This is a genomic window from Serratia sp. Ser99 (assembly GCF_024519545.1).
Classification (GTDB): domain Bacteria; phylum Pseudomonadota; class Gammaproteobacteria; order Enterobacterales; family Enterobacteriaceae; genus Serratia; species Serratia liquefaciens.
This window is the reverse complement of the sequence record NZ_JALJRT010000001.1, coordinates 365,490-391,763: the sequence shown is the minus strand read 5'-3', so window position 1 is coordinate 391,763 and position 26,274 is coordinate 365,490. Positions and strand designations below refer to the sequence as shown.

Sequence of the window (26,274 nt, the reverse complement as noted above, 5' to 3'; positions counted from 1 at the left end):
TATGGCCAAGTTTGATACGTTGACGGTTCATGCCGGTTACACGCCAGATGCCACCGGTGCGGTAATGCCGGCCATTTATGCGACCTCCACCTACGCCCAACCGGCGCCGGGGGAGCATACCGGTTATGAATATTCACGCAGCGCCAACCCAACGCGCACCGCATTGGAGAGCGCCATTGCCGAACTGGAAGGCGGTAGCCGTGGGTATGCCTTTGCCTCTGGCCTGGCCGCCTGTTCAACGGTGCTGGAGCTGCTCGATCAGGGTAGCCATCTGGTGGCGGTCGACGATCTGTACGGCGGCACCTATCGCCTGCTGGAGAAGGTCCGCAGCCGTACCGCAGGCCTGCGCGTCACCTATGTTTCCCCGGCGGACCTTGCCGGGCTGGAACAGGCCATCGAACCGGATACCAAAATGATCTGGGTTGAAACGCCGACCAACCCATTGCTGAAATTGGCTGATCTGAGCGCCATCGCCACCATCGCTAAAAAACACGGTTTGATCAGCGTAGCGGATAACACCTTTGCCTCGCCTTATATCCAGCGTCCGCTGGAACTCGGCTTTGATGTGGTGGTGCATTCCGCCACCAAATACCTCAACGGCCATTCCGACGTGGTCGCCGGTGTCGCTGCGGTGGGGAATAACCCAGAGTTGGCCGAGCAGCTCGGCTTCCTGCAAAACGCGGTGGGTGGCATTCTCGATCCGTTCAGCAGCTTCCTGACGCTGCGCGGCATCCGCACGCTGGCATTGCGTATGGAGCGTCACAGCAACAGCGCCTTGCGTATTGCCCAGTGGCTGGAAGGCCAACCTCAGGTAGAAGAAGTCTACTACCCTGGTCTGCCGAGCCACCCGCAGCACGCGTTGGCGGCAAAGCAGATGAGCAGCTTTGGCGGCATGATTTCCGTACGGCTGAAAGGCGACGATGCCTATGCGCGCCGGGTGATCAAACGTTCACAGCTGTTTACCCTGGCAGAGAGCCTCGGCGGCGTGGAAAGCCTGATCAGCCAGCCGTTCAGCATGACTCACGCTTCTATCCCGCTGGAACAGCGGATGAAGACCGGTATTACGCCGCAACTGCTGCGCCTGTCGGTAGGGATTGAGGACGCAGAAGATTTGATCGCCGATCTGCAGCAGGCACTGGCAGAGTAATTCAAAACAATCGGGTCGAACATGTTCGACCCGACTCACCCGGTTGGGCGCGGTATGCGGCCTCCTCCCTTAAGCAACCACATCCTGGTAATAACGCTGCGCCACATCCGGATGGGAACGGATGCGTCCTTTCAGGTAGTTAAAGCCTACGTCGCGCAACAGCGGATTATGCGGATCGCTGGTTGGGCCATGGGCTTCCGCGGCCAGATATTCAGGCAGCTGATACACAGGCACCACCGCGTCCAGTCGCGCCCCGAGGAAGAAAGCAATCGACAGTCGATCGCTCCCCGCCGGTGGCGTCTCCACCCGATGTACCGTGGCGCGCAGGTAGCCGTTGGTTGCCAGCTCCAGCAATTCGCCAATGTTGACCACAAAGGTACCCTCAAGCGGTTCGGCGTCAACCCAGCGCCCTTCATCCACTTCAACCTGCAGACCTTTCTGCCGGTCCTGCAGCAGGAAGCTGAGAAAACCGGAGTCTTTATGGGCGCCAACCCCCTGCCCGCTCGCGGTCGCTTCACGCCCTGGATAACGGATCAGTTTGATATGTTCATTGGGTTTGTCGCCGTAGAGCGAATCAAATGCTTGTTCCGGCAGTGAAAGCGACAGGGCAAAGGCGCGCAACAGCCGCAGCGACATGGCGGTCATCGCCTGCTGCCATTGCAATAACAGCGGTTTCAGTTCGGGCAATGCCTCCGGCCATTGGTTCGGCCCTTGCAAACGCGCCCAGCGTGGGGTTGCTTCAGCCAACGGTAGCGCCGCTCGCTCTGCACCGATATCAAACTGTTCGCGCCAGTCCGGCTGGCCGCGGGTCAATTCAGCCGCCGCACGGTTATAGCCGCGAAAATGCGGCGAATGCACCATCTGCACCGCCAGTTTGTCGGCTTCCGGCAGGGCGAAAAACTGCCTCGCCAACCGTTGCAGCTGTGCATTCAGGGCACTATCAACGCCGTGGCCACGCAAATAGAAAAAGCCGACGTCACGCGCCGCAATACGCAAACCATCAAGAAACGCCTGCCGCTGCCCGGCGTCGCCATCAAGCTGCGAAAGATCCAGCAGCGGCAGCTTCTTCAGCGTCAGTGGGGGTGTCATCATCCTGTTCCTCTTCATCCCCGACAAAAATCGGGCCGGTATAAAGGCGAATTATCAGCATCTTCAACTCCTGGATAGCCAGCGTATTACCCCTATAGTTACCACCGCGGCTCAAGCGTCAGCCAATATTGTTGCGTTCTAAGTTATGCAAACCTTCAACAAAGCGTCGCAAAACTGTCATCAATGCGACTTATGCTCTGCGCAATTTCGTTGTCGCCACTGGCTGGCGACTAACGCTATCCGCTATTCTATAAACAGCCCCATTCCCCCTCCCTGCCTGCCGGAGAAATACTGATGGATTTAGCCTTATTCGACCTGGATGAAACCCTGATTGATGAAGACAGCGCCAGCCTATGGATGCGTTGGTTGGTCACTGAAGGGTTTGCACCGGCGGAACTGGAACAGCAGGAACAGCAACTGATGCAGCACTATTATCAGGGCAAGCTGTCCATGGAGGACTACATGCAGGCCACGCTGGCGCCGCTGGCCGGCCTGAGTACCGAAACGGTGGCCGGCTGGGTGCAGCGCTATATTCGCCGCGATATCCTGCCGCGAGTCTACCCTGCCGCCCGCGAGCGGCTGCTGTGGCACCGCGAGCGTGGTGATTGCATTCTGGTCATTTCCGCCACGGGCGAGCACCTGGTGGCCCCCATTGCCGCCCAGCTTGGCGCCGACGGCGCGCTGGCCATCGGCGTCGAAGTGCAAGACGGCCGCTTCACCGGCAACACCTACGGCACCATGACCTACCAACAGGGCAAGGTTATCCGCCTGAAAAAGTGGTTGGCTGAACATCCGGAACTGAGCTTCGAGCACAGCCACGGCTACAGCGACTCCCTCAACGACAAGGCGATGCTGGAATACGTCGACAGCGCCACGGTAATCAACCCCGACAGCGAACTCAACGCGTTGGCGCTGGAGCAAGGCTGGGAGATCTGCCGCTGGGAACGCTGAATGTGTCGCCCACGTCGGCAAAAAATGCCTTCCAGTGTGACAAGCGCTGAATTGTGGAGTAGGAATAATTAGTTAGGTTGATTAACCCACGTAAAAGAGGCGTTCTATGCTGACCATTTGGGGTCGTGAAAATTCGAACAACGTCAGGAAAGTGCTGTGGTGCGCCGCAGAGCTGGAGCTGAGTTACAGCCATATCAACGCCGGAGGCGCTTTCGGCAAGGTGAACGACGAACTCTACCGTTCATTGAACCCGAATGGACTGGTGCCGCTGCTGCAAGACGATGACTTTGTGCTGTGGGAGTCCAACACCATAGTGCGCTATCTGGCTGCGAAGTTTGGTAGCGAACCTTTCTACCCGCAGGATCTGCAGGCGCGTGCCAGCGCCGAAAAATGGATGGACTGGACCACGGCCACCATTGTCAGTCACTTTAGCGTGGTGTTCTGGGGGTTGGTGCGTACCAAGCCAGAACTGCGTGACATGGCGAAGATCGAAGCGGCGATTGCCACACTGGAAAAGCATTTCGACATTGTGGAAGACACCCTGGGTCGTCAGCCTTACCTGTCCGGTGAAGACTTCGGCATCGGCGATATCCCGCTGGGCAGTTTCGCCTACGCCTGGTTCTCCATGCCGATCAAGCGCCAAGCTCGTCCGAACATGGAGCGCTGGTATAAGCAACTGACCGAGCGACCAGCCTATCAGCGCGGTGTGATGAGTGAGTTAACCTGAGTTTCCTGCGCCCCGCATCCGCTGGGGCGCAATTCTCTCCTAGAGCCCTACCCGCAGCAGCTTGCCGTTGCTTGCATCGGTTAACAGGTAAAGATAGCCGTCAGGCCCGACCCGCACTTCGCGAATGCGTTCACCGCGATCCTCCAGCAGCCTTTCTTCAGAAACCACGTTGTCTCCCTGCAGCGTCAGGCGGATCAGCGCTTCCTGGGCCAGCGCACCAATAAACAGCGAATGCTTCCAGGCAGGGAAACGCGGCGAATCATAGAATGCCATGCCGCTGATACCCGGCGACACCGGCCAATAATGCAGGGGTTGTTCGGTGCCCGCGACCTTCTGCCCTTTCGCCTCCGGGATCGCCAGCCCGGAGTAATTGATGCCATAGGTTGCTATCGGCCAGCCGTAGTTTTTCCCTGCCTGCGGAATATTGACCTCATCGCCACCGCGTGGACCGTGTTCGTTCTCCCACATCACCCCGCTCCACGGATTCAACGCCAGCCCCTGAGGATTGCGGTGACCGTATGACCAAATTTCCGGCCGTTTGCCGGCCTGGCCGACAAAAGGATTATCCGGCGGTACCGCGCCGTCGGCGGTTAAGCGCACCATTTTGCCCTGTAACTTGTCCAGATCCTGTGCCGTCGGCCGCTGATTATTCTCCCCGAGCGCGATAAACAGATTCCCCTGACGATCAAACGCCAGCTTGCCCCCAAAATGATTGCCGACCGACAGCTTGGGTTGCTGGCGGAAAATCACCTTGAAATTCTCCAGCCGTCGGTTGTCGGTGCTGAGTTGCCCGTAGCCTACCGCCGTCCCCGCTTTACCCTCATCACCCGCTTCGGCGAAGCTGAGGTAAACTCGTCGGCTGGTGGAAAAATCTGGCGCCAGCAACACTTCCAGCAAACCGCCCTGGCCTTCGGCATATACCTGCGGCACACCGGCGATAGGCGCCGAAAGCCCCTGGCCCGGCTGCCAGAGCCGTAAACGTCCCGGCCGTTCGGTGATTAACATTCCCTGTTCGCCGGGCAGAAATGCCAGCGACCACGGGTGTTCCAACTTGTCCTGCAATTGCGTTACCGTCGGCGCGGCGAGCAGCAAGCCGCTGAACAGCAGCAAAGCGGTCATCATAATTAATCGGTGCATAGCGTCCTCCTGGACAAAAACTGACCTATTCAGTGTAGTTCAGCAGACTATTCTTAACGTTTGTTTTAAATTTCAATATGTTGCCTTTTAGTCAGACTGCGCTTAAGTTAAGAGTTCACCAAGGAGGAAAAATGAACATCACCGTAACCGAGACGCTCAATGAAGACACCCTCGACGTTATTCGTCAGGGGTTACGAGCCCATAACAGCCCCTATGTGGATCCCAGCCTGCGTAAGCCGCTTGGCATTTACGCCCAGGGTGCCGCCGGCCAGGTGGTCGCCGGCCTGACCGGCGAGACCTGGGGCAACTGGCTGAGCGTTGAATGGCTATGGGTAGCGGACTCGCAACGCGGCAGCGGCCTGGGGCGTAAAGTATTGCTGGCGGCGGAACGGGAGGCGAAAGCACGCGGCTGCCGCTATGTTCGTTTGGATACCTTTAGTTTTCAGGCGCGGCCGTTCTATGAAAAACTCGGTTATCAACTGCAAATGACGCTGCAGAATTACCCGGTGGAACATGAATGTTACTTTCTCACCAAAACCCTAATTGAATAGCAGGTGACCTGATGGAAACCGCAACCATGGTTGTGAATTGCGTGGCATACAAGGCCGGTGAACGGCTGGGCGAAGTGACCATTGACGATATCAGCGAGGTGGTCAAACAGCCGGATACCTTCGTCTGGCTCGGGCTGTGGCAGCCGGAAGACGCCTTTATGCGCAAAGTGCAGGAGGAATTCGGGCTGCACGATCTGGCGATTGAAGATGCGCTGTGCGCCCACCAGCGACCGAAGCTTGAAGCCTACGGTGACTCGCTGTTTATCGTGGTCAAAACCGCGCAATGGGGCAATGACGAAATAGAGTACGGCGAAACACACTTCTTCGTGGGCAAGAACTTCCTGATCACGGTACGCCACGGCGAATCACCGAGCTACGCCCCAATCCGCGCCAAGGCCGAAGAGAACCATAAGCAAATGTGCCGCGGCCCGGGCTTTGCCTTGTATTCGGTGTTGGACTTTGTAGTAGATAACTACCGTAGCGTGGTGGCGAAGTTCGAGGCAACCATTGAAGGCATTGAAGCCAACATGTTCAAATCGGAATTTGATCAGGCCGCCATCGAGAACGTCTACACCCTGCGGCGGCACCTGCTGGCGCTGCGCAATGCCGCGATGCCGATGGACGAAATCTGCAATCAGTTGATCCGCCTGCATGAAGAAGTGATCCCGAAAGAGCTGCGCGCCTACGTACGTGACGTGCAAGACCATGCGCATCAGGTGGTCAGCAATATCGACGATATGCGCGAAATGCTGACCAATGCGATGCACGTCAATCTGGCGCTGGTCACCGTAAAACAGAACGAAGTGGTGAAACGCCTGGCCGGTTGGGGGGCGATCCTGGCGATCCCTACGGTGATTTTCAGCCTGTACGGCATGAACTTCGCCGACATGCCAGAGCTGAAGTTCCCCTGGGCTTACCACGCCACGCTGGGGGTCACCGTCGTCGGCTGCTTCTTCCTCTACCAGAAGCTGAAGCGCTCCGGCTGGCTTTAAACGAGGATGGGGCTGCGCATGGCAGCCCCTGATTACCGGTTACTCGGGCTGTACCTGCGGCTGTGGGCTTGGCCGGGTCAGTAAGCTGCCAATCAAGAAGGCCGCGCCGCCCGCCAGCAAGCCGCCGTAGATAGGGCTGTTGGCTTCAATACCCTGATAATACATCAGCCCCAAAACGCTCAGGCTGCCGGTCAGCATGCTGGCGATAGCGCCGGTGCTGGTGGCCCGTTGCCAGAAAATCGCACCAATCAGCGGGATCAGCATGCCGCCCACCAGCAGGTTATAAGCCAGCGTCAGCGCCGCCATCACATCCCGCACCACAAACGCCAACCCCAGCATGATGCAGCCCATGATCAGCGTAGTAAATCGCCCGGCGGCCAGTCCGCTCGAGGGGCGCTTGCGAATCGCCGGCAATACGTCCTCCAGCGCGATGGTCGATGATGCCAGCAGGCAGGCGCTGGCGGTCGACATCAGCGCAGCCAGTGCGGCGGCGGCCACCAATCCGCTGACGCCCGGCGGCAGCACCGCCTGCGCAATGGCGGCAAAAGCCCCGTCGGTATTAGCCAACTGCGGCAGCACCAGCTTGCCGGCCATGCCGATCAACGCACCGGCTACGCCATACAGCACGCAATACACGCCGGCCCCTAATCCGGCATAACGAGCAATAGTGTTGCTGCGGGCGGTAAATACCCGCTGCCAGATATCCTGACCAATCAAAATGCCGAAGAAGTAGATCAGGAAGAACACCGCGATAGTATCCAGCCCGATGGATGATAGCCGGTAGTAGCTATCCGGCAGTTGGCTACTGAACGCCGTCCAACCCCCGGCTTTGACGATGCTCATCGGCATCAGCACCAACATCATGCCAACGGTCATGATGATAAACTGGATAATGTCGGTCAGCGTCAGTGACCACATGCCGCCCAACGTTGAATACAGCACCACCAAACCGCCACCGAGCAAAATCGACGTGATAAACGACAGATCAAACATCACCTGCATCACGCTGCCGATGGCAATGATCGACGTCACCGCCACCATCAGATCGTAGGCCAACATAATAGCGCCGCTGGTGACCCTGGCCGCTGGGTGATAACGACGCGACAGCACCTGGCTGACGGTGTAGAGCTTTAGCTTAAGCAACGGCTTTGCCAACACCATGCTCAGCACCACGATGCCCGCCCCCAGCGCACCGCACAGCCAGAGGCCAGAGATGCCGTAGGTATAACCCAGTTTGACGCTGCCGATGGTTGACGCCCCGCCCAGCACCACCGCAGACAGGGTGCCCAGATACAAACAGGGCCCCAGATTACGTCCGGCAACCAGATAATCCTCTTTGGTCGTCGCCCGGCGAACGCCTAACCAACCCACCGCTCCTATCACCAAAAAGTAAAACACCACTACCAGCAGATCGAGATTCATGAGTCACTCCGCATGTTTATTATTGTTATTGGATCCAGGCGCAACGGCTCCGCCGGTCAGGTGTGGCGACGTCTTATCGCCCAGGCAGCACGCATAACATTTCAAACAGCAGGTTGGCCGCCAGCAGCGCGGTATTACCGGAACGATCGTAAGGCGGTGAGACCTCCACCACGTCGGCGCCGATCAGATTCAGCCCCCGGCATCCTCGGACAATTTCCAGGCCCTGCCACACCGATAGCCCGCCAACTTCCGGCGTGCCGGTACCCGGAGCAAACGCCGGATCCAGCCCATCGATATCGAAGCTCAGATAAACCGGCCCACTGCCCATCTGCTCGCGCACTTCGGCCATCAGCGGCGCTAAAGAGCGATACCAACACTCTTCCGCCTGCACCACGCGAAACCCCTGCTGGCGCGACCAGTCGAAATCGGCAGCTTCATAGCCGCTGCCCCGCAGCCCAATCTGCACAACCCGCTGGGGTGCCAACAGCCCCTCTTCAAAGGCGCGACGGAAAGTGGTGCCGTGCGCCAGTTGCTCGCCAAACATCTCCTCATTGGTGTCTGAGTGCGCATCCACGTGAATTAAACCGACCGGGCCATGACGGCCGGCGGCGGCACGCAGGATCGGCAACGTCAGCGTGTGATCGCCTCCCAGCGTCAGCGGGATGCAGCCATGGGCCAGAATGTCGCTATAGGCCAGTTCGATACGCCGAACGCTGTCCGCCAGACTGTAGGGATTGATGGCGACATCCCCCAGATCGGCAACCTGCAACCGTTCAAAAGGGGCCGCGCCGCTACCCATGTTGTACGGGCGGATCATCACCGACTCCTGACGGATCTGCCGAGGCCCATAGCGCGTGCCGCTGCGGTTTGAAGTGCCAATATCAAGAGGAATGCCAACGAAGGCCGCATCCAGACCGCGTGCATCTTCGGCAACGGGCAGGCGCATCATGGTAGGGATACCGGCAAACCGCGGCATGTCGTTGCCACTTTGGGGTTGATTAAGCATGTGTTTTCCTCGTTCTGGCATGATTTAATTTCAACATTTAGATAACAAATACAGGCTACCCCGATGGCCGACAGGGCTACCATTCCATCTTTGTGATGTAAGCATTGAAAACACCGATGTTTTGTAACGCGTTGAACTGTTGGTTTTATTTGTAATCTGTGACATAAAAAGAGTGATTTTGGCCCATCAGGGTGACGCCATGGATGTTACCAATCGGTTAACAAGGAAGGTTTTGCGGAGGAAAAGATGCTCACAAATCTAAGCGACATCGATCTGCGGCTGCTGCGGGTGTTCATCGCCGTCGCAGAAGCCCATGGCGTCAGCGCCGCCCAGGAGCCGCTGTTGATGAATCAGTCGACTATCAGCACCCATCTTGCGACGCTGGAAACCCGGCTGGGGTTTCGTCTGTGCCAGCGAGGGCGATCCGGCTTTATGCTGACGCCCAAAGGGGAGCGCATATTGATCGCCTGCCGCACGCTGTTTAACGCCGCACGCGACTTCACCCGGGTCAGCCAGTCGCTGAACGGACTGCTGACCGGCGATCTGCAAATCGGGCTGGTGGATAATCTGGTGTCGCTGCCGGGCAACCCCTTCAGCCGTGCTATCAAACAGTTTCAACGCCGCCATCAGGACGTGCAGTTGCAGTGCCGAATTTGCGCCCCCGGCGAAATTGAACAGGGGCTGCTGAATCAGCAGCTCGATTTGGGCATCGGTTATTTCGGCCAGCAGTTGGAAGCATTGCAGTATCAACCCTGGATAAGCGAAACGCAGGCGGTCTACTGCAGCAGCGATCATCCGCTGTTTACCGCAGAGCAACCGGGTCGCGAACAAATTGAGAATGCGCGTTGGGTCAAGCGCGGTTATCTGTTGGCACAGCAGCTCTGCCCGTTGGCGCCGTTAAACCTTGGTGCCGTCGCCCACCATATGGAGGGGGTCGCCCATCTGGTGCTCAGCGGCGAATATCTCGGGTACCTGCCGACCCATTATGCCGCGCGCTGGGTTGAACAGGGAGCACTGCGGCAGTTAGGCGGGCATGCGCTCTCCTACCAGGCAACCCTGAGCCTGGTGACCCGGCCCGGAGCGCCAAAGGAGGCTTTGTTGGCGCTAATAGAGGATTTGAGCGGATTGGCGCGAGCGCCACAGACAAAAAACCCCGCAGGCGCGGGGTCAGATACTGATATTAATTGACCGGCATGCGCGCCGGATCCGGATACTGATATTCGAATCCCAGCTCATTGCAGATGCGGCTACCGTCCACCAGGCGCCCACCCTGCTCTGCCTCAATGGCGAACTGCGGCGGAGCCAGATGCAGCTGTTCGGCAAGCGCCGGGTAAAATTCACGCTTGGTGGGATGGGCCGGGGCGCAAAGGTTATAAACGTGACCGCCTTTCGGCAGTTTCAGCAACAGTTGAATCGCGGCGATCACATCGTCCTGATGCACCAGATTCACCCCTTGCGAACCGCCTTTGACGTCGACTTTGCCGGCCAGGAAACGACCGGGGTGACGATCCACACCCACCAGTCCCGCCAACCGCAAGATATCCACCGACGTGTTCGGCAGTTCATGCAGCCAACGCTCCAGTTCCACCAGCACTCGCCCCGACGGCGAAACCGGCTGCAGCGGCGAATCCTCGCGTACCGTGCCGGTAGTTTCACCGTATACCGAAGTCGAACTGGTAAACAGAATACGCGGTACGCCAAAAGCCATCGCGCTGTCCACCAGCATGCGTACCGCATTGAAGTAGTTCTCGCTGCCCTCGACAGTGCGGCGCGCAGGCAATGTCACCACCAGCGCATCAACGCGCAGCAAAGACTCCAGATCCTCCGGTTCGCAAATCAGCTCCGGCGTCATTTCCAACTGATAACATTCAATGCCGCTCATCCGCGCGGCCTCAACGCCATCCGGCGTCGTTTTACTGCCAACGACGTCAAACCCACGGCTCATCAACGACAGGGCCAACGGCATGCCCAGCCAGCCCAGACCAATAATGGCTACCTTTTTCATCACCTTCCTCTCCTGAAGATCGCAGCGCTTTACCCATTAAGGCTACGCCACTGCGTGAAGTGATACAATCCACCCAGTTTAAGCTTAGGTAAAGTCGCGTCCAGCTAATAACTCAACCTGTTTCAATAAATTAAATTTATGACCGTAAAAAAGGGTTGCGTGACAGACGGCGGATAGTTTAGGTTAATTAGCAATTGAGTTTGTAGCGACTTTATACAGAGAAAACACCATGACACGCATTCAGTTCAGCCACCATCATCACCATCATCCTGACTAGTCTTTCAGGCGATGAGTGCTGGAAGACGGTTTTTTAATCTTCCAGTGGCGCGCAGAATGCAAGAGAGAGCCCTCGGAAGATTTCTTCCGAGGGTTTTTTTTTGGCTCCGGACAGACAGAAAAAATAATTTTTAAAATAAATTCAAATACCCCAAATAATTCGAGTTGCTTGTAGGCGGCAACTGAGTGAATCCCCAGGAGCTTACTCAAGTAAGTGACTGGGGTGAATGAAGGCAGCCAACACCCAAGCCACTTGAAGTATGACGGGTATAAAATTACAGATTAAACAGAGGTTACCATGCTGGACAAAACACGTTTACGGATAGCAATGCAGAAGTCAGGCCGCCTGAGTGATGAATCCCAGGAATTACTGGCGCGCTGCGGCATTAAAATCAACCTGCAGCAACAGCGCCTGATTGCCTTCGCGGAGAATATGCCGATTGATATCCTGCGCGTCCGTGATGACGATATCCCAGGGCTGGTGATGGACGGCGTGGTCGATCTGGGGATTATCGGTGAGAACGTGCTGGAAGAAGAGCTGCTCACCCGCCGCGCTCAGGGCGAAGATCCCCGTTACTTCACCCTGCGTCGCCTGGACTTCGGCGGTTGCCGTCTGTCCTTGGCTACCTCGCTCGACACGGAATACACCGGCCCGCAAAGCCTGCAAGACGCCCGCATCGCCACCTCTTATCCGCACCTGCTGAAACAATACCTCGATAAACAAGGCGTGCGCTTCAAATCCTGCCTGTTGAACGGTTCGGTGGAAGTGGCACCGCGTGCCGGTCTGGCCGACGCCATCTGTGATCTAGTCTCCACCGGTGCCACGCTGGAAGCCAACGGCCTGCGCGAAGTGGAAGTGATTTACCGCTCGAAAGCCTGCCTGATCCAACGTGACGGCGAAATGCCGGAAGCCAAACAGCAATTGATCGACCGCCTGATGACCCGTATTCAGGGCGTGATCCAGGCACGCGAATCCAAGTACATCATGCTGCACGCGCCGAGCGAGCGCCTGGACGAAATCGTTGCGCTGCTGCCGGGCGCGGAACGCCCAACCATTCTGCCACTGGCCGGTGCGCAAAATCGCGTGGCAATGCACATGGTCAGCAGCGAAACCCTGTTCTGGGAAACCATGGAAAAGCTGAAAGCGCTCGGTGCCAGTTCGATTCTGGTGTTGCCAATTGAGAAGATGATGGAGTAACGCCATGTCGACTTTCAATACTCCGGTCAATTGGGCAGGTTGCAGCGCCGAACAGCGCGCGGCACTGTTGATGCGCCCGGCGATCTCCGCCTCGGACAGCATCACCCGCACGGTGAGCGAGATCCTCGACAACGTGAAGGCCAACGGTGACCAGGCGCTGCGCGATTACAGCGCCAAATTTGATAAAACCGAGGTTGGCGCGCTGCGCGTCACCGCCGACCAGATCGCCGCCGCCAGCGCTCGTCTGGGTGATGATATAAAACAGGCGATGGCAGTCGCGGTCGCTAACGTCGAAACCTTCCACAATGCGCAAAAGCTGCCGCCGGTGGATGTGGAAACCCAGCCGGGCGTGCGTTGCCAACAGGTCACCCGCCCGATCGACTCGGTCGGGCTGTATATTCCCGGTGGCTCCGCGCCGCTGTTTTCTACCGTACTGATGCTGGCGACGCCGGCACGTATCGCCGGTTGCCGCCGCGTGGTGTTGTGCTCACCGCCACCGATTGCCGATGAAATTCTCTATGCCGCGCAGCTGTGCGGGGTAAAGGAAGTGTTTCAGGTTGGCGGCGCACAGGCGATTGCCGCTATGGCATTCGGCACCGACTCCGTACCGCGCGTGGCGAAGATCTTCGGGCCGGGCAATGCCTTTGTCACCGAAGCCAAGCGCCAAATCAGCCAACGGTTGGACGGCGCAGCGATTGATATGCCGGCCGGTCCTTCCGAGGTGTTGGTAATTGCCGATGCCGGTGCGACGCCGGCGTTTGTCGCCTCTGATTTGTTGTCGCAGGCGGAGCACGGCCCAGACTCGCAGGTGATCCTGCTGACGCCGGACGCCGTTATGGCACAGGCGGTAGCCGAAGCGGTCGAACAGCAACTGGCGCAACTGCCTCGCGCCGAAACCGCTCGTCAGGCGCTTGCCAGTAGCCGACTGATCGTCGCCAAAGATCTGGCCGAGTGCGTGGCGATCAGCAATCAGTATGGCCCAGAACACCTGATCATTCAGACCCGCGATGCCCGTGCCCTGGTCGACAGCATCACCAGCGCCGGTTCGGTATTTCTCGGTGACTGGTCGCCAGAGTCCGCCGGTGACTATGCGTCCGGCACCAACCACGTATTGCCGACCTACGGGTATACCGCGACCTGTTCCAGCCTGGGCCTGGCGGATTTCCAAAAACGCATGACGGTGCAGGAACTGACGCCGCAAGGCTTTATGAACCTGGCCGCCACCATTGAAACCCTGGCCGCCGCCGAGCAGTTGATTGCCCACAAAAACGCCGTCACCCTGCGCGTTGCCGCACTGAAGGAGCAAGCATGAGCATTGAAAACCTGGCGCGCGCCAACGTTCGCGAGCTGACCCCGTATCAATCGGCTCGCCGCCTGGGGGGCAATGGCGATGTGTGGCTGAACGCCAACGAATACCCGATCGCCCCGGAATTCCAACTGACCGCTCAAACCTTTAACCGCTATCCGGAGTGCCAGCCGGCACGGGTGATCGAGCGCTACGCCGATTACGCCGGGGTTAAAAAGGAACAGGTGCTGGTCAGTCGTGGGGCGGACGAAGGCATTGAACTGCTGATCCGCGCCTTCTGCGAGCCGGGCAAAGACGCCATCCTGTTCTGCCCGCCGACTTACGGCATGTACGCCGTCAGCGCTGAAACCTTTGGCGTGGAGCGTCGCACCGTGGCGGCCAAAAAGGACTGGCAATTGGATTTAGCGGCCATCGCCGACAGCCTGGATAACGTGAAACTGATTTACGTCTGCAGCCCAAACAACCCAACCGGTAATCTGATCGATCCCAACGACCTGCGCACCCTGCTGGAAATGGCCAAAGGTAAGGCAATCGTCGCGGTGGATGAGGCCTATATCGAATTCTGCCCGCAGGCCAGCGTGGCCGCCTGGTTGAGCGACTATCCGCACCTGGCTGTTCTGCGCACTCTGTCAAAAGCCTTCGCGCTGGCTGGCCTGCGCTGTGGTTTTACTCTGGCCAACGAGGACTTGATCGCCCTGCTGCTGAAGGTGATCGCACCTTATCCGCTGTCTACTCCAGTCGCCGATATCGCTGCACAGGCGCTCAGCACCGAGGGGATCCGCGTGATGCGTCAGCGCGTTACCGAGATTGCAGCCAACCGCAGTTGGCTGCAGCAGGCGCTGCAAAACTGCGCTTGCGTTGAGCAGGTTTTCGCCAGCGACAGCAATTACCTGCTGGCTCGTTTCACTGCTTCCAGTAATGTGTTTAAAACCTTATGGGATCAGGGCATTATCTTAAGAGACCAAAATAAACAACCTGGGTTGTCCGGCTGCCTGCGCATCACCATCGGCACCCGTGACGAATGCCAGCGCGTGGTTGACGCGCTGTCTGCCCTGCCCGGTGCAACCGAGACTCGCCAGGAGCCAATGTGAGCCAGAAATTCCTCTTTATTGACCGTGACGGCACGCTGATTGCTGAACCCCCAGAAGACTTCCAGGTTGATCGCCTGGACAAGCTGGCGCTGGAGCCGGACGTCATTCCTTGCCTGCTTGAATTGCAGCAGGCAGGTTACCAACTGGTGATGATCACCAATCAGGATGGCCTGGGTACCGCCAGCTTTCCGCAGGAAACCTTCGATCCGCCGCACGGCCTGATGATGCAGATCTTCAGCTCCCAGGGCATTCACTTTGAAGATATCCTGATCTGCCCACATCTGCCGGTGGACAACTGCGATTGCCGCAAACCCAAAACCGCGCTGGTCAAAGGCTATCTGGAGCCCGGCGTGATGGATACCGCCCACAGCTACGTGATAGGCGATCGCCCCACCGACGTTCAACTGGCGGAAAACATGGGCATTCAGGGCTTGCGCTATCAGCGCGATACCCTGGGCTGGAAAGAGATCACCCGCCAACTGACCCAGCGCGATCGACATGCGCAGGTTAACCGCGCCACCAAAGAAACCCAGATCGACGTCAACGTCTGGCTGGATCGCGAAGGCGGCAGCAAGATCAAAACCGGCGTGGGTTTCTTCGATCACATGCTGGATCAGATCGCCACCCACGGCGGCTTCCGCATGGACATCAATGTTAAGGGCGATCTGTATATCGACGATCACCACACGGTAGAAGACACCGGTCTGGCGCTGGGCGAAGCCCTGAACAAGGCATTGGGCGACAAACGCGGCATCGCACGTTTCGGCTTTGTGCTGCCAATGGACGAGTGCCTGGCGCGCTGCGCGCTGGATATCTCCGGCCGTCCGCACCTGGAATACAAGGCTGAATTTAACTATCAACGCGTCGGCGATCTGAGCACCGAAATGGTCGAACACTTCTTCCGCTCGCTGTCTTACACCATGGGTTGCACGCTTCACCTGAAAACCAAAGGCAAAAACGACCATCACCGCGTCGAAAGCCTGTTCAAAGTGTTTGGCCGTACGCTACGCCAGGCGATCCGCGTTGAGGGCAATACCCTCCCGAGCTCGAAAGGAGTGTTGTGATGAACGTGGTGATTTTAGACACCGGCTGCGCCAACCTGTCTTCTGTCACCTACGCGGTGCAGCGACTGGGTTATCAGCCGCAGGTAAGCCGTGACCCGGAGATCGTGTTGCGCGCCGATAAGCTTTTCCTGCCGGGCGTCGGCACAGCGCAGGCGGCCATGGATCAGTTGAAGCAACGCGAGTTGATCGATTTGATCAAAGCCTGCACTCAGCCGGTGCTGGGTATTTGCCTCGGTATGCAGTTGCTGGCAAAAAGCAGCGAAGAGAATGGCGGTATCGACACGCTGGGCATTATCGAGACGCCGGTCACCCAGATGACCGACTTCGGTCTGCCGCTGCCGCACATGGGCTGGAACCAGGTTTCGGCACAGGCCGGCCACCATCTGTTCCGCGGCATTGAAGACGGTGCCTACTTCTACTTCGTTCACAGCTATGCGATGCCGATATGCCCAAGCACCATCGCCCAGGCGAACTACGGCGAGCCCTTCACCGCCGCCGTGCAAAAAGACAACTTCTTCGGCGTGCAGTTTCATCCAGAACGTTCTGGAGCAGCCGGTGCGCAACTGTTGAAAAACTTTCTGGAGATGTAGGCAGCATGATTATTCCAGCTTTGGATTTGATCGACGGCAACGTGGTGCGTTTGCATCAGGGTGATTACGGCCAACAGCGCGACTACGGTAACGATCCGCGCTCACGCCTGCAGGACTATCAACAACAGGGTGCACAGGTATTGCATCTGGTCGATCTGACCGGGGCCAAAGATCCTGCTGCACGCCAGATCCCGCTGCTGCGCCAACTGCTCGCCGGGGTTAACGTGCCGGTACAGGTTGGCGGCGGCATTCGTAATGAGCAGGACGTTTCGGCACTGCTGGAAGCCGGTGCGACCCGCGTAGTCATCGGCTCCACCGCAGTGAAACAACCGCAGTTGGTGCAAGGCTGGTTTGAGCGCTATGGCGCAGAGGCCATGGTATTGGCGCTGGACGTGCGTATCGACGCCGACGGCACCAAGCGCGTGGCGATCAGCGGCTGGCAAGAAAACTCAGACGCCACTTTGGAACAGGTGGTGGAACAGTTCCTGCCCTACGGCCTCAAGCACGTGCTGTGCACCGATATTTCCCGCGATGGCACGCTGGCTGGCTCCAACGTGGCGCTGTACCAGGAAATCAGCCAACGCTATCCGCAGATTGACTTCCAGGCATCCGGCGGCATCGGCAACCTGGACGATATCGCCCAACTGCGTGGCAGTGGCGTTAAAGGTGTGATTGTGGGGCGTGCCCTGTTGGAAGGTAAGTTTAGCGTTGAGGAGGCAATCGCATGCTGGCAAAACGGATAATCCCGTGCCTGGATGTCAAAGACGGGCAAGTAGTGAAAGGCGTGCAGTTCCGCAACCATGAAATCATCGGTGACATCGTGCCGCTGGCGCAACGTTATGCGCAGGAAGGTGCGGACGAACTGGTGTTCTACGATATCACCGCCTCAAGCGATGGCCGTGTAGTGGACAAAAGCTGGGTGTCACGGGTGGCGGAAGTGATTGATATCCCCTTCTGCGTCGCCGGTGGGATCAAAAGCCCGGAAGATGCCAGCCAGATCCTCTCTTTTGGCGCCGACAAGATTTCCATCAACTCTCCGGCGCTGGCCGACCCCGATCTGATCAGCCGTCTGGCAGATCGCTTTGGCGTACAGTGCATCGTGGTGGGTATTGATACCTGGTTCGAAGCCTCAACCGGCAAGTATCACGTTAACCAATACACCGGCGACGAAAGCCGCACCCGCGTCACTCAATGGGAAACCTTGGATTGGGTTAAAGAAGTGCAAAAACGCGGTGCCGGCGAGATTGTGTTGAACATGATGAACCAGGATGGCGTACGCAACGGTTACGATCTGGAACAGCTGAGGAAGGTCCGTGAGGTATGCAAGGTGCCCCTGATTGCCTCCGGCGGCGCGGGCACCATGGAACACTTTCTGGAAGCGTTCCGTGATGCGGACGTTGACGGCGCCCTGGCCGCGTCGGTGTTCCACAAGCAAATCATTAATATCGGCGAACTGAAAAAGTTCCTGGCCGCCCAAGGTGTGGAGATCCGCCTGTGTTAACAGAACAACAAAGAAGCCAGCTCGACTGGGAAAAAACTGACCACCTGCTGCCGGCGATTGTGCAGCATGCCGTTTCCGGCGAAGTGCTGATGCTCGGCTACATGAACCAGGAAGCGCTGACCGCTACCGAACAAAGCGGCAAGGTCACCTTCTTCTCTCGTACCAAGCAGCGCCTGTGGACCAAGGGCGAAAGCTCTGGCAACTTCCTCAACGTAGTGAGCATCACCCCAGACTGTGATAACGACACGCTGTTGATTTTGGTCAATCCGATTGGCCCGACCTGCCATCTGGGCAATACCAGCTGCTTCCACCCGGCCGCCAGCGATTGGGGTTTTCTGTATCAGTTGGAGCAACTGCTAGCGGAGCGTAAAAACGCCAGCCCCGACAGCTCTTACACCGCCAGCCTGTACGCCAGCGGCACCAAGCGTATCGCGCAGAAAGTCGGTGAAGAAGGCGTGGAAACCGCATTGGCCGCGACGGTGAACGATCGCGAAGAGCTGACCAACGAGGCCTCCGATCTGATTTATCACCTGCTGGTGCTATTGCAGGATCAGGATCTGGATTTGAGCAAGGTGATTGGCCGGCTGCGCGAACGCCACCAGAAATAGTCTTGCTTTGCAGGCAATAAAAAAGCCGCCGGGCGTTAACCTCGGCGGCTTTTTTTATGCTTCAAACGTTGGGATTATTCCATCCATTCGGTATGGAACACGCCTTCTTTGTCGATACGTTTGTAGGTGTGAGCACCGAAGTAGTCACGCTGCGCCTGGATCAGGTTGGCAGGCAGAACCGCTGAACGGTAGCTGTCGTAGTAGGAGATTGCCGCAGAGAAGGTCGGCGTAGGGATGCCGTTCTGCACCGCGTAGGACACCACGTCACGCAGCGCCTGCTGATATTCGTCAGCAATCTGCTTGAAGTAAGGTGCCAGCAACAGGTTAGCGATATCCGCGTCCTGTGCATAAGCGTCGGTGATTTTCTGCAGGAACTGTGCACGGATGATGCAGCCGGCGCGGAAGATCTTGGCAATGTCGCCGTAGTGCAGATCCCAGTTGTTTTCTTTGGAAGCCGCTTTCAGCTGAGAGAAGCCCTGCGCATAGGAAACGATTTTGCCCAGGTACAGCGCGCGGCGCACTTTCTCGACGAATTCGGCTTTGTCACCGCTGACTGGCGTCACTTTAGGACCGGTCAACACTTTAGATGCGGCAACGCGCTGGTCTTTCAGTGAGGACAGGTAACGTGCGAATACCGACTCGGTGATCAGCGACAGCGGCTCGCCCAGATCCAGAGAGCTCTGGCTGGTCCATTTGCCGGTGCCTTTGTTGGCAGCTTCGTCCAGGATCACATCAACCAGGTATTTACCTTCTTCATCTTTCTTGGTGAAGATATCTTTGGTGATGTCGATCAGGTAGCTGTTCAGTTCGCCTTTGTTCCACTCGGCAAAGGTGTCAGCCAGTTCTTCATTGCTCAGGTTCAGCGCCTGCTTCAACAGGGAATAGGCTTCTGCAATCAGCTGCATGTCGCCGTATTCGATGCCGTTGTGCACCATCTTCACATAGTGACCGGCGCCATCAGCACCGATGTAGGTCACGCAAGGCTCACCTTCCGCTACCGCAGCGATTTTCTCCAGGATTGGCGCCACCAGCTCGTAAGCTTCTTTCTGACCGCCAGGCATGATTGAAGGCCCTTTCAGCGCGCCCTCTTCACCACCGGAAACACCGGTACCGATGAAGTTGAAGCCTTGATCAGACAGTTCGCGGTTACGACGGATGGTGTCCTGATAGTAGGTGTTGCCACCGTCGATCAGAATGTCACCTTTATCCAGGTGCGGAGTCAGGGAAGCAATGGTCTTGTCAGTCGCTTCACCCGCTTTCACCATCAGCAAGATGCGGCGTGGTTTTTCCAGCGATTCAACGAACTCTTCGACGGTGTAGTGCGGCACCAGGTTTTTACCTGGATTCTCGGCAATAACTTCATCAGTTTTATCGCCTGAACGGTTAAAGATCGAAACGGTGTAACCACGGCTTTCGATGTTCAGTGCCAGATTGCGGCCCATTACCGCCATGCCGACAACGCCGATTTGTTGCTTGGACATTGAAGAACTCCTGTCTGAGGATGACCCTGTTAACAACTGTGGCCAACAGGTTTTGTGATGTGGCACACATGTTAACTCAGGAAGCTGCTGCGTGGGTAGTGATTGGTGCGATAGTTATTTTTGTAACAAACGGGCAGCACTGCAACGGTGTAAAAACATAACAACATGAATAATAAACAAAAAATAATATTATTCTTCATTGTATAAGACAAATCAGTATTGCTGCTTACACGGGATGCTGTACAATCCAGCGATTTAACTGGTTTAGGAATGGAAAGTGAGAGCCACCTCAAGCATTTTTACATTATTTTTCATTGTGTTAGCCATGTTGGGTACCGTCAAAATTTATATCGGTGGCAACATCAATTGGTTAATTCAAATAATGTTATTATTGGCAGCCACTGTAACGTCTCTGGCGGCATCCCAACTTTCCACTGGTCAAACGCTACTTGGCCGTCTCTCCCGACTTGGTGACTATAAACCGATGTTGCTCGGCTGGTTGCTTTTTATGGCGGGTATCGCTGCAGCATCATTAGCTAACCATGGTCTAGGGTTTTATACTCTGGCTAAGTATTTGGCCTTTATGCTCGTGCTCGTCATGCTGGTTGTGATTTCACCACTCACACCAAAGCTACTCGAGAAGTCGCTAAGCGCAGCGTTGATCGTTTCATTGATCCCATTAATATTACTGGCATTGTTTCGACAAACTGACGCAATGGTGATTTTGGGGGATGGACGAATGGGCTGGCTTGCCAGTTGGCCTGGTGTTATCTGGAAAGCTGGCGCATTCGTCTGGCCTTTCGCTGTTTGGCGCTGCCTTAAACAGCCACACACACGTAATCTCTTACTAGCTTTTAGCGCTGTGTTAGTTATGGCCCTCGACGGCAGCCGCACATCCATGTTGTGGTTGGTGCTGGTTTGGGGCGGATTAGCCGCTGTTGCATTTGCCAGCAAGAGACATGTTAAACCGGTACGTAGTCATCTTGGCCTTCTTCTTGTTACCATTTTATCCTTTTCGATCATCCAACCTATACTCCTCAATTGGGTATCAGGCCACTATGATCCCTTGATCACACAACTGCTCAGTAAAAGCGAAAGCAATGGTAATATTATCAATGAATTACAAAAAGAATATGTTACCCCGAGCAGTGAATCAACGGCAGACCGCTTAGTCAGTGGTGATAATACAACCCGCCTGGAGATGTTACGTGTAGGTTGGCAACATGCAGTAGAGACATTTCCTTGGGGAGGCGGTTTTGGCAGCACGAGGGTGATGGACTTCGGCGCCAGTAGTGTCATTCACATGACTTACCTGCAATTACTCGCAGACGATGGTGTGTTGGCCTTTGTTGGCTATCTCCTGTTCCTGCTATACCCTCTCTACCGAGGGGTGAGATTCGTCACCAGCCAACGAGAGCTGTTTGTTGAACGTTTTGACTCTATGTTATGCCCACTTTCGACTCTGACTCTGTTCCTGTTTATGGGATTATTCCACCCATTAAGTAACGAACTTACTGAATGGGGTATTATTTTGGCAGCGCTAGCTATTGTGGTCACCCATGTCTCGCGTCGCCACTAATACCGCCTGGTTAATGATCGCTCAAATCGGGGGATTGGTTATCCCCTTGATTGAGCTTCCGGTCTTAGCACATGCGCTAGGTCAGCAGGGGTACGGGCAGGTTTTGTATGCGCTGGGCATCGCGTTAACAGCATCAGTATTCGTTGAGTTTGGTTTTAATTTCAGCGCAGCACGCAGTGTGGTGAAAGCCCAAGGTAATCAGAAACAATTGGCGCAGTTGGTTACCAATGTCTTGCTAGCGAAACTGCTATTGAGCCTGGTTGTGGGTATCATTGTCGCTATCTTGATTTTTTCAGGTATCGGGGCCACGACAATCCCGAACCACTGGTTCATCTGGATATCGTTGTTCATACTGGCATTTGGTTTTACCCCGCTTTGGTACTATATCGGTCTCGAAAGGCTTATTTTACCCGCCTTGCTGGATATAGGATTACGCAGTATTGGCTTGCTGGCCACCATAGTTTTGGTTTCCACTCCCGCACATGCGCAACGTGTGTTGGCTATCCAGGCTACGGTTGGAATAATCAATACATTGCTCCCAACCTTACTTATTGTGCGTACTACCGGTTTTGGCCGTATGAGTTTCTCGGGAGCAACCACCGTTTTACGCGAAAGCTGGGAACTATTTCTTTATAAAGGGGCCCAAAGTATCATGGGTTCAATTGCATCTACACTCTTAGGTTTACTCGGGGGCGCGCGCGCAGTCGGCGCTTTTGTGCCAGCTGAAAAACTGGTCAAAGCTGCGAGTGGATTTGCCGGACCGGTGTTAAATGCCGCATTTCCTCATTTAGTACGTCTGCAACACAATTCGGCTCGTGATGCAAAAAAAATGGTTGTGCTGATTTTAATTGGCTTATTCATCGCAACTACACTATTTGCACTCGTTACCCTTTGGCTCGCACCATGGATTGTCAATATGGTATTCGGGCCAGGTTATGAGGACGCCATCGAATTATTAAGAATTTTAGTATGGGTTGTTCCTTTACGTATCAATAATATGGCACTGGCCATACTATGGTTTATTCCTAGTGGAAAAGAAAGAATTGCCAGCAGAGCTATGATGCTGAATATCGCTATTATTTGCCTGCTCTCTTTGTTGCTAGTTCCTATGTGGGGCGGTTTAGGCATGACCATTGCCTTCCTAAGTGCCGAAATCGTAATGTTTACTCTATTTCTACTGTTATTTTGTAGGAAAGCCACCAAAGCAAGCAACAAATGATAATGATTTACGTTATCGCTAAGCATGGCAAACTATTATTAACTGCTTTGCTTTATTAGTATAATGAAGGAAATGAGTTTGAATAACTTCACATTAAGCGTCGTCATTGCCACCTACAACCGACCAGAGCTGGTTGTTCGCGCGGTAAACTCAGTCATAGCTGAAAGAAATGCGAAGCATACGATTGAAATAATTGTAGTTGATGATGCCTCGACCACTCCACTGCCAAAGTTTGAGACAGAAGGTTTGGTTTATCATCGCATGCCCGTCAATGGTGGTCCTGGCCCCGCACGTATGGAAGGGATAGCGTTAGCCAACGCACCGTGGGTGTTGATACTGGATGATGATGATACCCTCGAGCCTGGAACCGCCGATTATCTGGAAAAAATACTTCCTCTTGACGAAAATGCCAGTCATCCGGTTTACCAATTTGCTATAACGGCACAAAACCAAAAAGAAAAGTATCAGCTGATTACTTTTGATGACTACGTAAATAAGAAAATTGAGGGTGACTTTACCCCTGTATTCAACAAGAAAATATTTCTTGATACCGGTTTTCGCTACCCGGAAAACCGAGCAGGCGGTGAACACTTACTTTGGTGGAAAATCGCCGAAAAATTCGGCATACCATCGTACAATCACCCTTTAGTTCGCGTTTCTGATGACGCCGCATTACGTTTAACACATTACTCATCACAAATAAAAAAATCGGTCTGCCATAAACAACTGGCAGAAATAGCATTAGAAAACTTTGGTGATAAATTACGCAATAATCACCCACAAGAATTTCAACGCATTAATTTGGCACTTATTACCTACACTCTGTTAAGTAATGAGCCGCAGCAAGCACGTAATTATTTAAAAAAATCCCCACTCGGGAAAAAATTGAAGATTGCGTTATGGAGCATCAGTTGGCTGCCACAACCCTTGATAAAAAAATTATTCCTAATTTACAGGAAGAATCAAGGATAATAAAAGTTATGCAAATAGATTACGTTATTACCGGTTTAGAAATTGGTGGCGCTGAATATCAGGTTGTTTCTCTGCTAGAGAGGTTGGCTCAAAAAGGTCATCAGATGCGATTGATTTCACTGACACCACCTTCGTCGGCTGTTTTTATTGAAAGGCTCGCCGCTGCTGGCGTTCCCTTACTATCCTTGGAAATGAAATCTGCCAAGGACTTGCCGTTGGCGTTACTACGCTTGTGCAAGATATTGCGCCAATCAAAACCGGATATTGTGCATGCACATATGGTGCACGCCAACCTTCTAACGCGCTTGGCGCGGCTGTTCCTACCTTCGTTGAAAATAATCTCTACCGCACATAATACACACGAAGGCGGCAAACTTAGAGACTGGGCTTATCGTCTGACAAACCCCCTATGTCAGATAAACACGACTATCAGCGAAGCCGCAACCCGCAGATTCACTAATGAAAATGTGCTGCCGCGGCATAATACTTACACCGTTTTCAATGGAATTGATACGGATAGGTTTATACCGCCGACGATAACAAAGGTGACAACTTCCCCTTTCTGTTGGCTCGCAGTAGGACGACTCGTTGATCAAAAGGATTATCCGACGCTCATTCAAGCATTCACGCATATTTCAAGCAGCAAATTACTGATAGCTGGGCAAGGGCCACTGGATGCAACCTTGAAACAGCTGGTAAAACACTATGGTATCGAAGATCGGGTTGAGTTTATCGGGTTGTGTGATGATACTGCACCTTTATACCGGCAGGTCGACGGCTTCGTTTTGTCATCCGCTTGGGAAGGCTATGGTTTAGTCGTTGCGGAAGCTATGTCTGCGGAACTTCCGGTAGTTGTTACTGATAGCGGCGGGCCACGTGAGATTGTCGGCAGTGATGGGACGTCAGGATTGATAGTGCCAATTAAAGATCCATTGGCTTTAGCGAATGCCCTGATGTCTATCGAAAAAATGCCAGCCCATGAAAGAGAAAAAATGGGTGCTATCGCGCGGACCAGAATACAGGAAAAATTCTCATTGAATGAAATAGTTACTCAGTGGGAGAACATTTACACAGAGCTGAAAAATAAGAACAAATAGCTTATAAGGTTTTTATGAAAATAGTATTGATAGGCACAACAGCAAACTGCGTTATAGGTTTCAGAGCAGATCTGATTAAGTCATTGCATCAGCAAGGGCATATCGTTTACGCATTTGCGCTTGATTATGATGATAAAAGCCGCAAGCAGGTCGCCGCATTGGGCGCCACGCCAGTGAATTATCGTTTCAGTCGCACAGGTCTTAACCCGATAAAGGACCTCTATGATACTTATACACTCAGTAAACAGTTGAAAAGCATTGCGCCAGATCTTGTGTTTTCTTATTTTTCAAAACCATGTATCTTCGGCACACTAGCTGCGGTCCTTGCCGGCGTCAAGAAACGTTACGCGATGCTCGAAGGTTTGGGTTACCTGTTCACTGAACAACCTCAAGGGGTTAGCTGGAAAGTTAATCTGCTGAAGAAAACCCAGACAACACTATACCGTTTAATTTTTCCCAAGCTAGACGCTTTAATTTTATTGAATCCAGACGATCGCAACGATCTATTAGTTAAGTCAGGGATAAAAGTAAAAAGAGCTCATGTGTTAGGTGGGATAGGTCTTAAACTAACTGATTATCCCTTCACTCCTACTCCAACAGAGCCGATATCATTTATTTTTATCGCTCGCCTTCTGGCGGAAAAAGGGGTACACGAGTATGTTACAGCGGCAAAGGCAGTAAAACAGCGTTATCCTGACGTTCAGTTTTATATGTTAGGGGCCGTCGATAAACAAAACCCTGGCAGCCTGACTGAAAACAGTCTCAAAAAACTGATAGAAGACGATGTCATTATTTACCCTGGCCACGTTTCGAATGTGCAAGAGTGGATAAAGAAATCCAGTGTTTTCGTTCTACCATCATATTATAGGGAAGGAATCCCCCGCAGCACTCAAGAAGCAATGGCTATGGGTAGAGCGGTGCTTAGCACTGATGTGCCAGGATGCCGCGAAACGGTTATTCACGGGGTCAATGGGTTTTTAATCCAACGCTGGTCGCCAGAAGAATTGACCGCACGTATGATTGAGTTAATAGAAGATCCTGCAAAAATCGTTGAGATGGGGCTCGCAAGTTACCAGTTGGCACAACAGAAATTTGATGCTCATGAAGTCAATGGTCGCTTATTGGAGATGCTCGAGATCCCGCAGGATAAAATGCAGAACTAGTATTCTAAATGTAAAAAGATAGAGCGTGGCCAAAGCCACGCTCTATCTAAATGTAATCAGGAAAGTACTTAATTTCTTCAAAAATTAAGATTTCGCTTTGTT

26 protein-coding genes and 1 other annotated feature are annotated in these 26,274 nt (G+C 54.5%); of the genes, 20 read left to right on the top strand and 6 right to left on the bottom strand.

What is annotated here, in order from left to right:
• Position 1: 1 nt before the first annotated feature.
• Positions 2–1,147, top strand: a complete 1,146-nt coding sequence (locus NR114_RS01870; protein WP_256813930.1) for a PLP-dependent aspartate aminotransferase family protein — start codon at positions 2–4, stop codon at positions 1,145–1,147.
• 69 nt (positions 1,148–1,216) lie between these two features.
• Here the strand turns inward: NR114_RS01870 and NR114_RS01865 are convergent, their stop codons facing one another.
• Positions 1,217–2,236, bottom strand: a complete 1,020-nt coding sequence (locus NR114_RS01865) for an isopenicillin N synthase family oxygenase (protein ID WP_256814037.1) — start codon at positions 2,234–2,236, stop codon at positions 1,217–1,219.
• A 294-nt stretch (positions 2,237–2,530) separates the two neighbouring features.
• On the opposite strand from NR114_RS01865, the gene NR114_RS01860 reads away from it, so the two are divergent.
• Entirely contained in the window at positions 2,531–3,187 is a 657-nt protein-coding gene (locus tag NR114_RS01860; protein WP_048761769.1) for an HAD family phosphatase, read from the top strand.
• Positions 3,188–3,293: 106 nt separating this feature from the next.
• Positions 3,294–3,914 carry a glutathione S-transferase family protein gene (locus NR114_RS01855; RefSeq protein ID WP_020826056.1) on the top strand — a complete coding sequence of 207 codons (621 nt, stop codon included), beginning with the start codon at positions 3,294–3,296 and terminating at the stop codon, positions 3,912–3,914.
• Between the two features lie 39 nt (positions 3,915–3,953).
• On the opposite strand, the gene NR114_RS01850 is transcribed toward NR114_RS01855, so the two are convergent.
• On the bottom strand, positions 3,954–5,051 hold the full coding sequence (locus NR114_RS01850; protein WP_046374033.1) for a PQQ-dependent sugar dehydrogenase: 1,098 nt from the start codon (positions 5,049–5,051) through the stop codon (positions 3,954–3,956).
• 131 nt (positions 5,052–5,182) lie between these two features.
• Here NR114_RS01850 and NR114_RS01845 point away from each other — a divergent pair, with 131 nt between their 5' ends.
• Both NR114_RS01845 and corA read left to right on the top strand, forming a co-directional pair.
• Positions 5,183–5,602, top strand: coding sequence for an N-acetyltransferase (locus NR114_RS01845; protein ID WP_020826054.1), 420 nt, complete (start codon positions 5,183–5,185; stop codon positions 5,600–5,602).
• Between the two features lie 11 nt (positions 5,603–5,613).
• Positions 5,614–6,594, top strand: a complete 981-nt coding sequence (gene corA / locus NR114_RS01840; RefSeq protein WP_122077970.1) for a magnesium/cobalt transporter CorA — start codon at positions 5,614–5,616, stop codon at positions 6,592–6,594.
• Positions 6,595–6,633: 39 nt separating this feature from the next.
• On the opposite strand, the gene NR114_RS01835 is transcribed toward corA, so the two are convergent.
• Both NR114_RS01835 and speB read right to left on the bottom strand, forming a co-directional pair.
• Positions 6,634–8,016 (bottom strand): sodium:solute symporter, encoded by a 1,383-nt coding sequence (locus tag NR114_RS01835; RefSeq protein WP_256813928.1) that lies wholly within the window; start codon positions 8,014–8,016, stop codon positions 6,634–6,636.
• A gap of 73 nt (positions 8,017–8,089) precedes the next feature.
• Positions 8,090–9,022, bottom strand: coding sequence for an agmatinase (speB, locus tag NR114_RS01830; protein WP_256813927.1), 933 nt, complete (start codon positions 9,020–9,022; stop codon positions 8,090–8,092).
• 246 nt (positions 9,023–9,268) lie between these two features.
• Between speB and NR114_RS01825 the strand changes: the two genes are divergently transcribed.
• Positions 9,269–10,210, top strand: a complete 942-nt coding sequence (locus tag NR114_RS01825) for a LysR family transcriptional regulator (RefSeq protein WP_256813926.1) — start codon at positions 9,269–9,271, stop codon at positions 10,208–10,210.
• Here NR114_RS01825 and NR114_RS01820 read toward each other — a convergent pair.
• Positions 10,203–11,027, bottom strand: a complete 825-nt coding sequence (locus NR114_RS01820; RefSeq protein ID WP_020826049.1) for an SDR family oxidoreductase — start codon at positions 11,025–11,027, stop codon at positions 10,203–10,205. The genes NR114_RS01825 and NR114_RS01820 overlap by 8 nt on opposite strands.
• A gap of 229 nt (positions 11,028–11,256) precedes the next feature.
• Here NR114_RS01820 and hisL point away from each other — a divergent pair, with 229 nt between their 5' ends.
• The 9 genes from hisL (at position 11,257) to hisIE (ending at position 18,661) form a co-directional block, all read left to right on the top strand.
• The gene (gene hisL / locus NR114_RS01815) at positions 11,257–11,304 is read left to right on the top strand and encodes a his operon leader peptide (protein WP_101495319.1); all 48 of its coding nucleotides are present in this window, start codon (positions 11,257–11,259) and stop codon (positions 11,302–11,304) included.
• Positions 11,280–11,406: a sequence feature (His leader region), on the top strand. Its footprint overlaps the gene before it by 25 nt.
• Before the next feature lie 195 nt (positions 11,407–11,601).
• Positions 11,602–12,501: an ATP phosphoribosyltransferase gene (hisG, locus tag NR114_RS01810; RefSeq protein WP_041414374.1), complete on the top strand. Its 900-nt coding sequence runs from the start codon at positions 11,602–11,604 to the stop codon at positions 12,499–12,501.
• Positions 12,502–12,505: 4 nt separating this feature from the next.
• Complete coding sequence (gene hisD / locus NR114_RS01805; protein WP_256813925.1) at positions 12,506–13,813, top strand: histidinol dehydrogenase; 1,308 nt, start codon at positions 12,506–12,508, stop codon at positions 13,811–13,813.
• A complete protein-coding gene (gene hisC, locus NR114_RS01800; RefSeq protein ID WP_187962584.1) occupies positions 13,810–14,898 on the top strand; it encodes a histidinol-phosphate transaminase in 1,089 nt (362 codons plus the stop codon). Before hisD ends, hisC begins: the two co-directional genes overlap by 4 nt.
• Positions 14,895–15,962, top strand: coding sequence for a bifunctional histidinol-phosphatase/imidazoleglycerol-phosphate dehydratase HisB (gene hisB, locus NR114_RS01795; protein ID WP_129983578.1), 1,068 nt, complete (start codon positions 14,895–14,897; stop codon positions 15,960–15,962). The genes hisC and hisB overlap by 4 nt, the downstream gene beginning before the upstream one ends.
• Complete coding sequence (gene hisH, locus NR114_RS01790) at positions 15,962–16,552, top strand: imidazole glycerol phosphate synthase subunit HisH (RefSeq protein ID WP_046374040.1); 591 nt, start codon at positions 15,962–15,964, stop codon at positions 16,550–16,552. The genes hisB and hisH overlap by 1 nt, the downstream gene beginning before the upstream one ends.
• A 5-nt stretch (positions 16,553–16,557) precedes the next feature.
• A complete protein-coding gene (gene hisA / locus NR114_RS01785; RefSeq protein WP_020826043.1) occupies positions 16,558–17,295 on the top strand; it encodes a 1-(5-phosphoribosyl)-5-[(5-phosphoribosylamino)methylideneamino]imidazole-4-carboxamide isomerase in 738 nt (245 codons plus the stop codon).
• The gene (gene hisF / locus NR114_RS01780; RefSeq protein WP_046374042.1) at positions 17,277–18,053 is read left to right on the top strand and encodes an imidazole glycerol phosphate synthase subunit HisF; all 777 of its coding nucleotides are present in this window, start codon (positions 17,277–17,279) and stop codon (positions 18,051–18,053) included. The genes hisA and hisF overlap by 19 nt, the downstream gene beginning before the upstream one ends.
• Positions 18,047–18,661, top strand: coding sequence for a bifunctional phosphoribosyl-AMP cyclohydrolase/phosphoribosyl-ATP diphosphatase HisIE (gene hisIE, locus NR114_RS01775; RefSeq protein ID WP_048761750.1), 615 nt, complete (start codon positions 18,047–18,049; stop codon positions 18,659–18,661). The genes hisF and hisIE overlap by 7 nt, the downstream gene beginning before the upstream one ends.
• Before the next feature lie 74 nt (positions 18,662–18,735).
• Here hisIE and gndA read toward each other — a convergent pair whose 3' ends face one another.
• Positions 18,736–20,142: an NADP-dependent phosphogluconate dehydrogenase gene (gene gndA, locus NR114_RS01770; RefSeq protein ID WP_020826040.1), complete on the bottom strand. Its 1,407-nt coding sequence runs from the start codon at positions 20,140–20,142 to the stop codon at positions 18,736–18,738.
• 277 nt (positions 20,143–20,419) lie between these two features.
• On the opposite strand from gndA, the gene NR114_RS01765 reads away from it, so the two are divergent.
• The 5 genes from NR114_RS01765 to NR114_RS01745 all read left to right on the top strand — a co-directional run bounded on the left by NR114_RS01765 (position 20,420) and on the right by NR114_RS01745 (position 26,172).
• Positions 20,420–21,721, top strand: a complete 1,302-nt coding sequence (locus tag NR114_RS01765; RefSeq protein WP_234530996.1) for a hypothetical protein — start codon at positions 20,420–20,422, stop codon at positions 21,719–21,721.
• A complete protein-coding gene (locus NR114_RS01760) occupies positions 21,702–22,940 on the top strand; it encodes an oligosaccharide flippase family protein (protein WP_129983577.1) in 1,239 nt (412 codons plus the stop codon). Before NR114_RS01765 ends, NR114_RS01760 begins: the two co-directional genes overlap by 20 nt.
• Positions 22,941–23,018: 78 nt before the next feature.
• Positions 23,019–23,912 carry a glycosyltransferase family 2 protein gene (locus NR114_RS01755; protein WP_123905307.1) on the top strand — a complete coding sequence of 298 codons (894 nt, stop codon included), beginning with the start codon at positions 23,019–23,021 and terminating at the stop codon, positions 23,910–23,912.
• Positions 23,840–25,009: a glycosyltransferase gene (locus tag NR114_RS01750; RefSeq protein WP_242498836.1), complete on the top strand. Its 1,170-nt coding sequence runs from the start codon at positions 23,840–23,842 to the stop codon at positions 25,007–25,009. The genes NR114_RS01755 and NR114_RS01750 overlap by 73 nt, the downstream gene beginning before the upstream one ends.
• Positions 25,010–25,023: 14 nt before the next feature.
• Positions 25,024–26,172 (top strand): glycosyltransferase family 4 protein, encoded by a 1,149-nt coding sequence (locus NR114_RS01745; protein ID WP_048761744.1) that lies wholly within the window; start codon positions 25,024–25,026, stop codon positions 26,170–26,172.
• The last annotated feature ends 102 nt before the right edge of the window (positions 26,173–26,274 follow it).